This window comes from Shewanella sp. BJSY2023SW005, assembly GCF_047314585.1.
GTDB classification, from domain to species: Bacteria; Pseudomonadota; Gammaproteobacteria; order Enterobacterales; family Shewanellaceae; genus Shewanella; species Shewanella algae.
This window is the reverse complement of the sequence record NZ_JBKORJ010000030.1, coordinates 163239-177284: the sequence shown is the minus strand read 5'-3', so window position 1 is coordinate 177284 and position 14046 is coordinate 163239. Positions and strand designations below refer to the sequence as shown.

Below are 14046 nucleotides of genomic sequence, written 5' to 3'. Positions count from 1 at the left end.
TAAACAACTCAAGGGGTTAAATGAGGCACCAGACAGGGATCCAGCAGGCAAACGCCAGGCTGAGCGTCTTCTTGCCGGGTTGGTATCCCAAGGCTAAAGACAGCACCAAGCCTGGTGCCAACAGCAGGATCAACAGCCGGGCATCCAGCCCAAAACTGGCCAATACCAGCATGATTGCCAGCAAGACCAATCCCTCACACCAAAGCAGTTGGTTACAGCGCAACAACAGCGGGGACGTTTCCATATTATTTGGCCTCCTGAAAGATGTTGCATTTTAATTGCAAACAAGAATGGTTCGCAATTGAATTTACACTGAGTGATGGAAAAGTGAACTTATGGAGGTATGAATATTTCCATAATGAAATCATGGGTATGTGAAGAGATCTTCGAATAGTGCTTTGAAGGGGGGCTGTGGGTGGGACACTTGGTTTTGACTGTCGGAAAAATAAGGGTTTGCTCTTGGCCTGGAAAGTCTCAACCGGGCTTTCATGGTTGATTTCAGCCGCTGATAGGGCATAGATTACGGCAAGGTAGAAAGGGAAATACTGAGAAAGGTTGTATTCAACACTATGGACAAGTTACTGGAAAATCTGTTTTCAAAGCGCGCTGATGAGCTGGATGCCTTGCTGGATAAAAGGGATGAAGCGGCATTTGATAATGCTTGGGTGCATTTAAATCAGCAAGTAGGCGAGGTTGATGCTCACTTGGATAACAGCTTGGATAACAAATTTGATAGCAAAGCGTTGTTTATAAAATTGTCCGAAGCGACCAATTGCCACGAGATATGCTGTTATATCACAGATGACCTGGAGCTGATTGAGAAAGCTCGGACCATGGGCTTGGAGTCAAGGTTTCTGGATTATTTAAAGCAAAGCTATCGGCAAGGTCAGGTGCCTTGCGAATGGTTAGGCTAAAAAACAGACTCGCTCTTTCGTATCGGCGGCGTTGCCGGCTTGAGCAGATTTCAGGAGACTTGTTTGATGAAAGTGAAACGAATCGTAGCCAATGTGGCTGCTGCCGACCTGGACGCAGGTCAAGTATTTTATGAATCGATTTTTGGTCTTGAGCTGGTTATGGACCATGGCTGGATTAAAACCCTTGGCTCAGCTGAAGAGATGAAAATTCAAATCAGTTTGGCGACCGAAGGCGGCTCAGGGACGCCGGTGCCAGATCTATCTATTGAGGTGGACAATCTTGATTTGGTGCTTCATCGGCTGAGAGCGCAAAACATAGAGATTGAATACGGGCCAATCTCAGAGCCTTGGGGTGTACGCCGCTTTTATATCAGAGATCCATTTGGGAAATTGCTCAATGTACTTCAACATGATCCGGATATACTCCAGAGCTAACTTCAAATTGAATAGTGGATGATTTTACTTAAATAACCCATTGATTTCACTATGGCCACCCCAGGTGAATTGCTTTTACCCCGGGGCTGAGCGTCGGGACAATAAGGAATTAAGCAGATGCAGTTACCCATAGAGTATTACTGGTTGAAAGCGCATAAATTTGCAGGACTCATGCCTTGGTGGTTTATCGATGAACCCGGCGGACCCGGGCTGAGAATGGAATACCAAAAAGAAACCGGGGAGGACTTCTATCCCATCGCCAGGCGGCAAGATAATGACAGCGTGGCCGGGTTTAAAGTGATTGACGGCGAAATACAAAAAGAGCTGGTCTCTGTCCATTTAACCTGGACAGGAAAGCGCGAACAGCAAGGTTTTCCGGCCATGGCCGTGTACAAGGATATTTTTTCCTGGTTGTCAGAAGAAGTCCTTCCCGAAACGGCTGACTGGGTAAGTGAAGAATTCCTGGCGGAGCTTGAGGAGGAAAATAGATAGCTGCGCTGTGTTTAGTTGCTTTGTTTAGTTGCCTTGTTCAATCGCCTTGTTCTATCAACTTTGCCCAATCAAGCTTAGTTAATCATGCCATTACCCACAGAGGGTTTGCAGCCGACAGATGACTTGGCTAGAATTACTGTAATTTTATCCAGTAATACTGTTCAGTGACAACCAAAGGACGCAGTGGATGATCCTCTATATCGCCGAAAAGCCCAGCCTTGGGCGCGCCATCGCCGAGGTGCTCCCAAAACCCCATCGCAAACATGAGGGCTATATCGAGCTTGGCAACGGAGATTGTGTTTCCTGGTGTATAGGTCATCTGCTGGAGCAAGCTGAGCCGGATGCTTACGATCCCGCCTACAAGTCCTGGCAGTTGGAACATCTGCCTATTGTCCCGTCCGATTGGCAGATTAAACCCAAAGCCAGCAGTCGCGGCCAACTCAGTGTCTTGCGTAAATTGGTCAAGCAGGCCAGTGAGTTGGTCAATGCCGGCGATCCGGACCGGGAAGGGCAGTTGTTGGTGGATGAAGTGATTGCCCATCTTGGGGTCAAGGGCGATAAGTTGGCAGCAGTTAAACGCTTGTTGATAAGCGATCTCAACCCGCAGGCGGTCAAACGCGCCCTGGGGCAGATGCGCAGCAACCGCGAGTTTGTGCCATTGTCGACTTCGGCACTGGCGCGTAGCCGAGCCGATTGGCTCTACGGCATGAATATGACCCGTGCCTATACCCTGCAGGGGCGCAAGGTGGGCTATCAGGGGGTGCTGTCGGTCGGTCGGGTGCAAACCCCTGTGCTTGGTTTGGTTGTCCGGCGCGATCAGGAAATCGCTGCCTTTGTGCCCAAACCTTTTTATGAAGTACTTGCCCATCTTAGCACCCAAGAGGGGAGCTGTTTCAGCGCCCGCTGGCAGCCCAGTGAGGCCTGTCAACCTTGGATGGATGAGGATGGGCGGGTGCTCTCCCGCGGTTTGGCGATGAATGTGGTCGGCAGGATCACCGGCCAACCCGGCCGGGTAGATGAGCTGGAGCGTAAGCAAAGACACCAGGCACCGCCTTTGCTCTATAGTCTGTCTGCGCTGCAGATTGATTGCGCCAAACGCTTCGGTATGAGCGCCAAAGAGGTGCTGGATACGGTGCAGTCCCTGTACGAACGGCATAAATTGATAACCTATCCGCGCTCCGATAGCCGTCACCTGCCCAAGGCGCAGTTACAGCTGGCCCCGACAGTCTTGAATGCCATTACCCAAGGGGCGGCAGAACTGCTGCAAGGCTGTGAAGCGCCCAATCCCGCCCTTAAGTCCAAGGCCTGGAATGATGCCAAGGTGGACGCCCATCACGCGATAGTGCCTACGGAAAAGACGGCTAACCTCGGTGTGTTATCACAGCGTGAGCGTCAGGTGTATTTGCAGATCGCCCGTCAGTATTTGGCGCAGTTTTACCCTAATTATGAGTACCTTGAACCCCGCGCCGTGATAGACATTGCTGGAGGTTGCTTCGTGGCCAAGGCCAAACAGCCATTGAAACAGGGTTGGAAGCAATTGTTTGGCAAACAAAAAGCCGACGATGAAGCGGAAGATATTCAAACCAGCTTACCTGAGTTGACTCAAGGGCAGATACTGGATTGCCTTAAGGGTGAACTAGTGGAAAAGATGACCCAGGCCCCCAAGCATTTTACCGATGCCACACTGCTGGCGGCGATGACAGGAATAAGCCGCTATGTGAAAGACCCAGAGATCCGCAAAATCCTAAAGGAAACCGATGGTCTGGGCACAGAAGCGACCCGCGCCGGGATCATTGAACTCTTGTTTAAACGTGGCTTTTTGAAACGTCAGGGCAAGAGTATTTTGGCTACCGAGGCTGGCAGCGGGCTTATTCAAAGCCTGCCTGAAGTGGCCACCACGCCGGATATGACGGCGCTGTGGGAAAGTAGCCTGGATGCGATTTGTCGCCGTGAACTTAAATATCAGGCCTTTATGCAGCCCTTGACGGCTAAACTGGGCGAGCTTATTGAGCAGGCCAAGGCACAATTGCCTACGGCCTTGAGTGGCGTGAAAAGTACAGGCTTCAAAGGACGTAAACGTCGCAGTGGCGCTTATGCCGGCAAGGCCGGAGCCCCCAAGGGCACAAGCACCAAAAAGAGCACTGGCGTTAAGACCGGCACCGGCAAGCGCAGCTATCGCTCAGCGACCAAGAGCAAAACCAAAGCCCAGTCCGCAACGTCCTGAGAATTTGGGGTTATTTCAAGCGTCGGTATTGGTTGGACAGGGCATGGTACTCGTATCCCAGCGCACTGAGCTTATGTTCGAGCTGAGCAGGTGACAGGTCAAGCTCGTAATAAAGTGCATCTCTGTCCGGGCAGTGCAGTCTCAGTTTCTCATTGACTATGCCCAGCAGTATTTCGGCGGGCAGATGTTGCAGGCTTTCCATATTCCCTCCAGGCGTCAGCGGTTGACTGTTTCATAATGCAATAGAGTTGGCTTGGGTTGCAAATCTTGCCTGAATATATTTAAAGTTTCATAAAATCAATATCTTAATAAAGCAATTTCATTTTCTATTCTCGGCGGTTTTGCCTTTGTTTTATCACCCCTTTTTATCAACTCTTGTTACATCAAGCATTCGTGATGATTCGAACCGAGTCAGCTTTAACCGTATAAAAATCAAACCGTTATTCTTTCCTGTGTGGCAGTAAACTCTGCTCTTGCCGATACGCATGCATCTCTTTTGCTGCATAAACTGCTCGCTTGTTACAACGATATTTAATTCTTCTCACGGCATTTAACGCCCGCCAACCACGATATTTCACGATTTGTCGATCCAGCTCAGGAAACCAGGGGTTGGGATTGGCTTTTTAACAGCTGGCACGCAAACTGCAGCCCTCGAGTAACACATAGAAATATGTCTAATAAATCAGCGTATTAAACGCGTTTTACTTATAAAAGGGTAATGAATATGAACAAGAAGATCCTGGCACTTATGATCCCGGCTATGCTGGCGAGTGGCGCTTCTCAGGCTGTGGAACTGTATAACGATCAGACCAACAGTGTGAACATGATAGGTTGGTTGGGTTTTGCCGCCTTCAATGATGGTCATGAAACCTCTGTTATTGATAACTTCTCTCGCGTAGGTTTCCGTTTTGATCGTCAGGAGCGTAACGGCTGGCGCGCCTTTGCCCACACAGAGTGGGGCATCAACATGGTGACCAGCGATGACGGTCTGATCTACACCCAAGGCCAGGGCGGCGGTCAGATGCGTGCCGAGAAGAACAGTGACTTCTTGTTCAACCGCTTGGGTTATGTGGGTATGGCTCACGATAAGTGGGGTACTATGACTTTCGGTAAGCAGTGGGGTGCATACTATGATGTGGCTTACACTACCGACGTGCTCAATGCCTTCACAGGTTGGTCTGTAGGTGCCTACACCTTTGGTGACGGTGGCCTGACCGGGGCCGGTCGTGCCGATGCTGCCTTCCAGTATCGCAATACCTTCTTCGGCAAGCTGCATATCGCCCTGCAGTATGCTTCCAAGCAAAATGACGACGTTGCCCTGTTTGACGAAAACGGCGTCGCTCTGAACGATGGCTCTGAGCTGAGCTTTGACTCCAGCTATGGTGCCAGCGTGACTTACTATGTGACCGATAAGTTCAAGGTTCTGGCCGGTTTCAACCGTGGCGACTTTGAAGGCAACCTGGCCGGTGTTGCCGTTGATGATACCAACCAGATCGTCGGTATCGGTGCCCAGTACGGCAGCTTCTACCAGTATGCTCCAGGCCGTGACGCCGATGGTCTGTACGTGGGCTTCAACGCTCACAAGAGCAAGCAAAACGAACTGGTTGGCGGCAGCCTGTACGACTCCACCGGCGGTGAATTCATCCTTGCTTACCAGTATGACAACGGCTTTGTTCCTTCTCTGTTGCTGAGCTATCAGGATCTGGACACAGATGCCAACACCGCCATCCAAGGCGATTGGACCCGCCAGTTTGCGGTTCTGGGTCTGCACTACCGTTACAGCCGTGACACTGTGATGTATGCCGAAGCCAAGATTGACTTCAGCAGCATGGATGACAAGTCCTGGGAAGATCTGCAGGACAACAACTATGCGGTAGGTATCCGTTACTTCTTCTAAGGGGCTCCCTGTATTTCCCTGCACAGGCCACCTTAGGGTGGCCTTTTTTTAATTTATTCACGAGCTTATCCATTGCATTGGGCAAGGGAAACTAGATGCCATCACGGACATGAGTCCAGGGTGCTGAAGGAGACTCTGATTGAACAAGGAAAAGATGAAACTCAATAGTAAAATAGTCGGGTTGGCCGTTACCTTGCTTGGCGGTTTTGGCACGACTGATGCCGGCGCATCGACTCAAATAGAAGCCGGATATCTGGGGTTTACGAGTGCCACCCGTGACGATAATCCCGGGGCTTTCAACCAAAGCTTTGCCGCGCTCAGTCATTTCAGTCGTGACGAGCGCAACACTTTTTATCAGATGCTCAAGGTGGAAAACCCCGGTAAATGGGTGGCGGATAAACGGGTCGCCTTCAAGTCATTGACGGTTTGGCATTATCGGCTCAACGAAGAGCGTACCGCCCTGTGGCTGCAAAACTTTCTCGGCACCCATAAGCATCTGACCGAGGATAATTTTTATCTCGGCTTGAAGCAGCATTTTGACTGCGGCGCGCTGCGTTTCAACCTGGGATTGGCGGGGCATTATACTGTGAGTCAGTCCAATCTGACCGATAAAGATTACTCAGGGTTATCCGGCGTGGTGCTCAATGGCAACAGTTATTACGATTTGCCAGTGCTCCCCAAGGGCTGGAAATTAAACCTGGATTATACTGCGGCTTTTGGGCGTGACCGCGAGCATGCGGCTGTCTTTGGTTATGACGACGATTATGGTCATCAATTGTTTGCCGCTGTTTCCGGCCCATTGGCACAAGACTTGAGTCTCAAGCTGCAACTGACGCACTACAAGAGTTGGGGCACTGCTCCCAACGATGGCCTGGAGTACAGCTTCTCGCTTCGCTACGCTTTTTAACGCCACTGCTATATGCGCTTTCAAGCCCGTCGATGAGACAAGATGCAACAGCCAGACCCGGCAGCAAGGTGCAATAAAAAGGCCGAAAGTGATGACTTTCGGCCTTTTATGTTATTTTTCCCCGTCGGAATGAGCTTGCTCCTTTCCAGAGTCGTTTGCCATGTCCTGTTTCTAAACGATCCCCAGTTTTTTCATCTTGCTGCGTAGAGTATTGGGGTTAATATCCAACAGCTCGGCAGCACCACCTGGGCCGTAGAGCTTGCCGCCGGTCACTTTAAGGGCGTGCTCTATGTATTTACGGGTCATGGTTTCCAGCGGTACCAGTTGATTGCCCGCATGGCTGGGGTCGACCACTATGGTCTGGCCGCTGGCGGTGGCCACGGCTTCGGTTTGTGGCGCCAGGAAACTGAAGTCCAGTGGTCCGGCCGGGTTTTGAATGATGGCCCGCTCCAGCACATTGATCAGCTCCCTGACATTGCCGGGCCAATTGTACTGACTGAGAATGGCCAACTGCTCAGGGCGGATACAGGGCAGTTTGAGCAACTGGAATCGGGCGCTCAGCTGTTCAATAAAATGCTGCACCAACAGAGGGATATCTGTGCGCCGCTGGCGTAAAGAGGGGATGTCTATCGGGAATACTGCCAGCCGATACCAGAGATCCTCACGAAAATCCCCCTGATGCACCATGGCTTGCAGGTGCCTGTGGGTTGCCGCTATCACTCTGATGTTCAGGTGTACCTGTTCATGGCCACCGACCCGGGTAATGGTGCTGTTTTGCAGTACCCGCAGCAGTCTCACTTGAGCCGAGAGTGGCAGTTCACCTATCTCATCGAGGAAGATGGTGCCGCCGTTGGCCTGTTCAAAATAACCGGCCTTGCGCGATTCGGCGCCGGTAAAGGCACCTTTCTCATAGCCGAACAGCTCTGAGTCGATAAGGGTCTCGGGAATGGCGCCGCAGTTGACTTTGACAAAGGGTTTGCCGGCCCTGGCCGAGAGTTCATGAATGGCGTTGGCAATCACCTCTTTTCCGCAACCGGTTTCCCCCAGCATCAGTACTGTGGTGTTGAGATGGGCGATGGATTGCACTTGTTGCATCACCTGTTTCAGCCCCGAGTTGGCACCGACCACACCGTTTTGCACATCCAGCGTGCGTTTGAGGCTAACGTTTTGTTTGGCCAGCGCCTGATTTTCCAGCAGCAGATTACGACCTCTGAGGTTGAGGGCAGTGATCAGGGCAAAGGTGCTCATCTGCGGCGCCAACATATCTGCGTGTCGGGGGCGGAAGGTACCGGCACTCTTGGAGTAAAAACCTACTATGCCCAAATGGGTATCTTCCATCGACATACGTAAAATGATCAGCGAGCGGATCCCGGGGATCACCTTGGGGGCAACCTGGGATGTCACGGGATCATGATCAATGTCGTTAACAATCCTCACCCTCGGCCTATCGGGATCTTCCAGCGTTTTGGCCAGTCCCTCTGGGAGGGAAACCTGGACATCAAGCGTGCTTGCCTGCGTTTCGCTGGCCTGGGCGATAAATTGTATATCATTGAATTCTTTTCGATAAATATTAATGAACAGGCCATCGAGTGGCACTGAGTCACGTACATAGTCGAAGTAGTGTTTAAGCGAGGTTTCCAACTGCAGGCTACTGCAGAGCCGCCTGGTACACTCGTAATAAAAGTGTTTTTCCATTGATATTTCAAATAAACCGCGAAGTTTCGTGATTGTAGATCTTTATATTTCGTGATTCTGTGGCCGTAATCATAAATCTCCCCCTGAGCACCTCTTTTTGGTTAGTTGGCATGGCCAGTGCAACTGGTTGACTGAGTTCTTTCCCTGCATGAAAGGAAAATAAGTACATGACAGAAAAACAGAAAATAGACAGTGGTCGTCGTCAGTTGCTCAAGGGCGGCGCCGCTCTGGCAGTGACCGGGGTGGGGATGGCTGTCAGCAGTGGTGCCATGGCCCAGTGCCGCGAACAGGCGCCGGAATCCTTTGATGAACTGGTAGACGTATTGGTAGTCGGCAGTGGCTTTGCCGGTATGGCAGCAGCCCTGCAGGCCCGTGAAGCCGGTGTCAGCGTAATGGTTATCGACAAGATGCCGGTTTTTGGTGGCAACTCAACCATTAATGGTGGTGCCATGGCGGTTGCCGGTTCTCCGTTGCAAAAGCAGGCCGGTATTGAAGATTCAGTAGATGCCATGGTGGCCGACATGTTGCGCGCAGGTCGTGGCATGAATGATGTTGAAATGCTCAAGCTGGTATGTAACGGCACGGCAGAGTCCTGCCAGTGGCTGATTGACTATGGCGTTAAGTGGAAGCCTTTCGTACAGCATTTCGGTGGTCACAGTGTGCAGCGGGTACTGCAGACAGTAGAAAGCTCCGGCGCCGGTATCATACGTCCGCTGGTCAAGGCTGCCCGTGCCAAAGGCGTGATCATGAAAAATCAAACCAAGCTCGAATCTTTTATCCGTGATGCTGAAGGCCGCGTGATCGGGGTCGAGGTTCGTGAAGGTTATTATTTCCCACGGGAGCGGACAGGTAAGATACGCACCATAGGAGCCCGCAAAGGGGTGATCATGGCGACCGGCGGCTTTGGCCGGGATATCGAATATCGCATGATGCAGCTGCCTGAGCTGAACAATGACCTGGACTCAACAAACCATCCGGGGGCGACCTCTGAAGCACTGAAGCAGATGATGCTTCTGGGGGCCAACCCTATCCATCTGGATCAAATTCAGCTGGGCCCATGGGCATCACCCGATGAGAAAGGTTTTGGTACTGCATCCCAGTTCAACACCATTGCCACTTATCCTCACGGCATAGTGGTGGATGTGCGCACCGGTGAGCGTTTCTTCAATGAGCTGGCCGACCGTAAGGCGCGTGCCGATGCCATCATGACCCGCAGAGATGAGCACAACAACCCTGTGTATCCCATTGGCTTTACCAATGCCGAAGGTGCCAAGAATGCCCAGACACTGGATTGGGGTATCAAGTACAAGGTGATCACCAAGGCCGACACGCTGGATGAACTGGCCAAGGCCTATGGTATGCCGGCCGACAAGCTCAAGGCGCAGGTGGCCCGTTGGAACGAAGCGGTCAAGAGCGGTGAAGACAAAGAGTTTGGTCGTCCAATGCAGGAAGCCATAGTGTTGGATAAGGGCCCATGGTACGCGGTGCGTATGTGGCCGAAAGTTCACTACTGCATGGGTGGTGTCAAGGTTAATACCAATTCTGAAGTCCTGCATCTGGTCAGTAACCAGCCGATTGCAGGCTTGTATGCGGCCGGCGAATCCACCGGCGGTATTCACGGTGCCAGCCGCCTCGGTGCCTGTGCTGTGGCTGAAGGTATTGTCACCGGCCGTAATGCCGGCCGTAACTGTGCCGCTGCCAAGCCGGTAGCACTGAAGCAAGCGTAACAAATTCAATAACAAGGAGTAAGATGATGAACAAATCTCTAATGCTGGCGTCGCTGACGCTGGGCCTGATGTCAGGCAGTGCTCTGGCAATGGAACAAGTGGTTCTGGATGGCAAGCACATGACTCAGGAACAAGCCTGGGCCATTGCCGATGGCGCCAAAGTCAAAGTAGCCTCTCAGGCACGCACCAAACTGGTTAAGTCTCACGAGTTGCTGATGGAAGCTGCGCGTCTGGGTAAGCCTGTCTATGGTCTGACTGTAGGTGTGGGCCTGAACAAAGACCACAAGCTGTTTGATGCCAATGGTGAGCTGAGTGCCGCCGTTATGGATGCTTCCCGTAGCTTCAACTACAGCACGCTGCGCGCTCACAGTGCCGGTGTCGGCGAACCTATGCCAGTGCGTCTGACCCGTGTGGCTCTGGCCGTGCGTCTGAACACCATTCTGTCCGGTCAAACCGGGGTTCAGCCTGTGGTTGCCGACCTTTACGAAGCCTACCTCAACAAGGGTATTACTCCAGTTATCCCTTCACAGGGTACTGTGGGTGAAGCCGACATCCTGCTGGCCTCTCACGTAGGTCTGGCAATGATTGGTGAGTGGGAAGTGTTCTACAAGGGCAAGCGTGTCAGCAGCCGTGAAGCCATGGCCGATGCCGGAGTTCCTTTGCTGGAGCCTATGGGTAAAGATGCTCTGTCTATCCTGTCCAACAACGCAGTGGCTGTAGCCTATGCGATGAAGGGCTATCAGGATGCCAAGCACCTGCTGGAAGTGTCTCCAACCGTATTCGGTCTGAGCCTTGAAGGTTTGAATGGTAACGTGGCACCTTTCCTGCCACAAACCAATGATATCCGTCCTTTCCCTTATATTCAGGCAACCACCAAGGATATTCTGGCGCAGCTGGATGGCAGCTATCTGTGGCAACTGAATGATGAGCGTCCGCTGCAGGATCCTCTGAGCTATCGCACCACAGCCTACACTCTGGCCAGTGCCAAGAAAGCCCTGGTGGATCTGGGCGAAGTGATCGACATTCAGATCAACCACTCAGATGATAACCCAGCCGTAGTACTGGGCGCATCCAAGGACTACAGCCAGTTCCCTCAGGTAGCCAAATACATGGTTGAAGGCAAGGGTGGTGTGTTCCCAACCACCAACTTCGAGCCTCTGCCTGTTGCCCTGGCGGTACAGAACCTGAGCACTGCCCTGACTCACGTGTCTCACAACAGTGTAATGCGCACTATCCACCTGTCTGATGCCCACTTTACCCGTCTGAGCCGCTTCCTGGCCGGTCCGGAAAACAATGGTCATGCTTTCGGTGCTATCCAGAAAGCCTTCGTTGACATGCAGGTGCGTAACAAGCAATTGGCTAGCCCGGTTTCATTCGATGGTATCCAAATTGCCGGTAACATCGAAGACACTTTCACCAACCTGAAACTGGCTTCTGACAACCTGATCCAGATTGTTGACAACACCAACACCATCTATGGTCTGGAGCTGTTGCACTCTACTCAAGCTGTCGATCTGCGCAAGATGCACGACAAGAGCCTGAAGCAGGGTAAAGCCACAGGTGCCATGTATGAAGGTTATCGTCAGAAAGTGTCTTTCGTAAGCAAAGATCGTCCTTTCACTCCTGACATTCAGGCGTCACACGACTTTATTGCCAACTACTGATAGAAGAGCGGGGCAGGCAACTGCCCCGCAACAGGAAGCCCAAGATGTTGAAGATGATATCCACTGTTCTTGTAGCCTGCGCCTTGTTGCTGCCTGGAGCGGCCAACGCCATGAAGATCAAGGACTACCACAAAGAAGTCATGACAGCTGAAAATGGTCGTGTCGATTGCGCCGCCTGCCATGGTGATGCCAAGCGCAAGACCATTCCCGATGCGACAGCCTGTGAAGCCTGCCACGGCACTCCTGAAGATGTTGCCAAGCAGACAGCACGTCCGGCCAACGCCGGTCATGATGTTGAACCCAACCCCCATGACAGCCTGCACTATGGCACGGACTTGCCATGTACTTACTGCCATCAGGAGCACAAAGAGAGCAAGGTTTATTGCAATCAGTGCCATGAGTTCACCTATCCAGCAATGAAGCGCTAAGTCGGCGGTTCGAGTCTCCCTGTATTCTTTGGATTGGACCCAGTCCGTTATTTCCACCGCAGCCTTGGCTGCGTTTTTTTTGGATAAAAAAAGGTCTGCCAAAAGGGCAGACCGGGACGACACCGAAACAAGTGTTTAAGCAAAGCGTCAATGGATGTGGAACCAAGTTCAGTGTGCGCTTTTAAAATTAACCCAAACTGAATTCACCTGAGCGCCTGGCCGCGATTGAGCGCAATCAGCTTATCGAGGATCCGCTCACCATCCATGCGTATGCCATTGTGCTCATATTCAGAGGTCAACCAATACTTGAGGTTGCCGACTCTGGCGGCGGTTTCCAGGCTGTAGGCCTGCTCGACATACATATCTTCGCTGTAGATGGCAGCGGCGACAGGTACACGGTTATTGGCAAGAATGTTCGGGTCATAGAGTGAAGGCCAATCGGCTTTGGCGGCCAGCAATTCGGCGCAGGCTTTCAGTGGCTTGAGGTTGGCAAACTGTTCGAACATCCAGGGGTAAATCATCTCGCCGCTGAAAAGCAGCTCTTCGGCGTCCGGGGCAAAAGCCGGATATTCGCCCCGCACCCTGTGGGCGGCCCAGTTTGCGGCTTGCTGCTGGCAGTAGATGGACTCGTGCATTATGGCAAACAGCGGGTTGGTATTGTAATCCAGTATTTGGCAGAACTGCGCCTCAAACAGGGGATTGAGCGCCTTGCCACTTGGGGTATCTATCAAGGCTTGCTCCAGCAGATAGTAGACGGCCTCCGGCCCTTGCTCCATGCCTAAGTTGACACCCAAAAGTTGCAGCATTTCCTGGGTCAGCCGTTCTCCTGTGGCCAGGCGCGCCTCATGGCTATTGATAAAGCCTCTTAGCTCGGCCAGTAGGGCTTTGGCATCTTTGAAGCGGGCAAAGAAATCCTGATTTTTGGCCAGCAGGCGTTGATAAGTTGCCCGGTAAACCTCGGTAGCGGGGCGTTCAAGGGAAGGGATACCGCCGGTAATAAAGGCTTCCTTGAGCCCTTGCGGCGCGGCGCTCAGGTATCTGAGTACGCAAAAGCCACCGAAACTCTGACCGAGAATGCTCCAGGGAGTATCAGGGCTCAGTTGTGCCCGAATCGCCTCGGCATCGCGGATGATGTTGTCGGCGCGAAGATGGCTCAGGTGCTCAGCCTGTTCGTCAGGCGTCATGCCGTCCAGTGTCTTGAAGCTGACCGGGCTTGAAAGACCAGTACCACGCTGATCCAGCAAGAGTACCCTATACTCCTTGAGTGCTCTTTTAATCCAGCCGCCATTGGCAAGGGGGCGGGCGGCACCAAAGCCCGGGCCACCCTGAAAGAACACCAGGAGTGGCAGGGTCGCGGCGTTATCCTGGGTGCCGATAAGCTCCCTGGCAAAAATTTGCAGTTGTTCCCCGGTGGGATGCTGATAATCCAGTGGCAGAGAGAAGAAGTGTTTGCGGCTCTGGATGCCAGCAAGACGGCTGTCTGTTATCATGTAGGGCCTTGGGCTTGAAGGTTGGATGGCTCAAAATTGTATACAAAAATCCCTGCGCTGCAAACCGGCGCCAGAAAAGCCGCTTATCTGTCGCTTTCCTGCCCGGGATCAATTTTTCTGTTGCCGGGTTGGTGGATCATGCATCGAGACGATCTATCGATCATGGAACGATA

13 protein-coding genes are annotated in these 14046 nt (G+C 52.2%); 9 read left to right on the top strand and 4 right to left on the bottom strand.

Features of this window, described 5'->3' with window-relative positions; genetic code table 11:
* Positions 1 to 16: 16 nt before the first annotated feature.
* Positions 17 to 244, bottom strand: coding sequence for a hypothetical protein (locus ACMHXI_RS10220; RefSeq protein ID WP_107004676.1), 228 nt, complete (start codon positions 242 to 244; stop codon positions 17 to 19).
* 325 nt (positions 245 to 569) lie between these two features.
* Between ACMHXI_RS10220 and ACMHXI_RS10215 the strand changes: the two genes are divergently transcribed.
* From ACMHXI_RS10215 to ACMHXI_RS10200, 4 genes are all read left to right on the top strand, one after another.
* A complete protein-coding gene (locus ACMHXI_RS10215) occupies positions 570 to 914 on the top strand; it encodes a hypothetical protein (RefSeq protein ID WP_413734836.1) in 345 nt (114 codons plus the stop codon).
* A 66-nt stretch (positions 915 to 980) separates the two neighbouring features.
* A complete protein-coding gene (locus ACMHXI_RS10210) occupies positions 981 to 1349 on the top strand; it encodes a VOC family protein (protein WP_071237246.1) in 369 nt (122 codons plus the stop codon).
* A gap of 117 nt (positions 1350 to 1466) precedes the next feature.
* Positions 1467 to 1841: a hypothetical protein gene (locus ACMHXI_RS10205; RefSeq protein WP_413734834.1), complete on the top strand. Its 375-nt coding sequence runs from the start codon at positions 1467 to 1469 to the stop codon at positions 1839 to 1841.
* 187 nt (positions 1842 to 2028) lie between these two features.
* Positions 2029 to 4065, top strand: a complete 2037-nt coding sequence (locus ACMHXI_RS10200) for a DNA topoisomerase III (RefSeq protein ID WP_413734832.1) — start codon at positions 2029 to 2031, stop codon at positions 4063 to 4065.
* Positions 4066 to 4075: 10 nt separating this feature from the next.
* On the opposite strand, the gene ACMHXI_RS10195 is transcribed toward ACMHXI_RS10200, so the two are convergent.
* Positions 4076 to 4267: a DUF4250 domain-containing protein gene (locus tag ACMHXI_RS10195; protein WP_025889513.1), complete on the bottom strand. Its 192-nt coding sequence runs from the start codon at positions 4265 to 4267 to the stop codon at positions 4076 to 4078.
* A 522-nt stretch (positions 4268 to 4789) separates the two neighbouring features.
* Between ACMHXI_RS10195 and ACMHXI_RS10190 the strand changes: the two genes are divergently transcribed.
* Both ACMHXI_RS10190 and ACMHXI_RS10185 read left to right on the top strand, forming a co-directional pair.
* Positions 4790 to 5962, top strand: a complete 1173-nt coding sequence (locus ACMHXI_RS10190; RefSeq protein WP_109248380.1) for a porin — start codon at positions 4790 to 4792, stop codon at positions 5960 to 5962.
* Between the two features lie 139 nt (positions 5963 to 6101).
* Positions 6102 to 6869 carry a hypothetical protein gene (locus tag ACMHXI_RS10185; RefSeq protein ID WP_025889514.1) on the top strand — a complete coding sequence of 256 codons (768 nt, stop codon included), beginning with the start codon at positions 6102 to 6104 and terminating at the stop codon, positions 6867 to 6869.
* Positions 6870 to 7040: 171 nt separating this feature from the next.
* Here the strand turns inward: ACMHXI_RS10185 and ACMHXI_RS10180 are convergent, their stop codons facing one another.
* Positions 7041 to 8564, bottom strand: coding sequence for a sigma-54-dependent Fis family transcriptional regulator (locus ACMHXI_RS10180; protein ID WP_028781078.1), 1524 nt, complete (start codon positions 8562 to 8564; stop codon positions 7041 to 7043).
* A gap of 167 nt (positions 8565 to 8731) precedes the next feature.
* Between ACMHXI_RS10180 and ACMHXI_RS10175 the strand changes: the two genes are divergently transcribed.
* From ACMHXI_RS10175 to ACMHXI_RS10165, 3 genes are read left to right on the top strand one after another with little or no spacing between them, the layout of a single operon-like run.
* A complete protein-coding gene (locus tag ACMHXI_RS10175) occupies positions 8732 to 10291 on the top strand; it encodes a flavocytochrome c (RefSeq protein WP_025010507.1) in 1560 nt (519 codons plus the stop codon).
* Positions 10292 to 10317: 26 nt separating this feature from the next.
* On the top strand, positions 10318 to 11955 hold the full coding sequence (locus tag ACMHXI_RS10170) for an HAL/PAL/TAL family ammonia-lyase (RefSeq protein WP_144165558.1): 1638 nt from the start codon (positions 10318 to 10320) through the stop codon (positions 11953 to 11955).
* Positions 11956 to 11999: 44 nt separating this feature from the next.
* The gene (locus ACMHXI_RS10165; RefSeq protein ID WP_025010509.1) at positions 12000 to 12383 is read left to right on the top strand and encodes a cytochrome c3 family protein; all 384 of its coding nucleotides are present in this window, start codon (positions 12000 to 12002) and stop codon (positions 12381 to 12383) included.
* A gap of 203 nt (positions 12384 to 12586) precedes the next feature.
* On the opposite strand, the gene ACMHXI_RS10160 is transcribed toward ACMHXI_RS10165, so the two are convergent.
* Positions 12587 to 13873, bottom strand: coding sequence for an alpha/beta fold hydrolase (locus ACMHXI_RS10160; RefSeq protein ID WP_335900875.1), 1287 nt, complete (start codon positions 13871 to 13873; stop codon positions 12587 to 12589).
* Between the last annotated feature and the right edge of the window lie 173 nt (positions 13874 to 14046).

Excerpts from the sequence above, each read along its gene's own strand:
- ACMHXI_RS10175 (WP_025010507.1), top strand. The coding sequence starts at position 8,732 with ATGACAGAAAAACAGAAAATAGACAGTGGTCGTCGTCAGTTGCTCAAG.
- ACMHXI_RS10195 (WP_025889513.1), bottom strand. The coding sequence starts at position 4,267 with ATGGAAAGCCTGCAACATCTGCCCGCCGAAATACTGCTGGGCATAGTC.
- ACMHXI_RS10205 (WP_413734834.1), top strand. The coding sequence starts at position 1,467 with ATGCAGTTACCCATAGAGTATTACTGGTTGAAAGCGCATAAATTTGCA.
- ACMHXI_RS10170 (WP_144165558.1), top strand. The coding sequence starts at position 10,318 with ATGAACAAATCTCTAATGCTGGCGTCGCTGACGCTGGGCCTGATGTCA.
- ACMHXI_RS10165 (WP_025010509.1), top strand. The coding sequence starts at position 12,000 with ATGTTGAAGATGATATCCACTGTTCTTGTAGCCTGCGCCTTGTTGCTG.
- ACMHXI_RS10220 (WP_107004676.1), bottom strand. The coding sequence starts at position 244 with ATGGAAACGTCCCCGCTGTTGTTGCGCTGTAACCAACTGCTTTGGTGT.
- ACMHXI_RS10180 (WP_028781078.1), bottom strand. The coding sequence starts at position 8,564 with ATGGAAAAACACTTTTATTACGAGTGTACCAGGCGGCTCTGCAGTAGC.
- ACMHXI_RS10160 (WP_335900875.1), bottom strand. The coding sequence starts at position 13,873 with ATGATAACAGACAGCCGTCTTGCTGGCATCCAGAGCCGCAAACACTTC.
- ACMHXI_RS10215 (WP_413734836.1), top strand. The coding sequence starts at position 570 with ATGGACAAGTTACTGGAAAATCTGTTTTCAAAGCGCGCTGATGAGCTG.
- ACMHXI_RS10190 (WP_109248380.1), top strand. The coding sequence starts at position 4,790 with ATGAACAAGAAGATCCTGGCACTTATGATCCCGGCTATGCTGGCGAGT.
- ACMHXI_RS10210 (WP_071237246.1), top strand. The coding sequence starts at position 981 with ATGAAAGTGAAACGAATCGTAGCCAATGTGGCTGCTGCCGACCTGGAC.
- ACMHXI_RS10200 (WP_413734832.1), top strand. The coding sequence starts at position 2,029 with ATGATCCTCTATATCGCCGAAAAGCCCAGCCTTGGGCGCGCCATCGCC.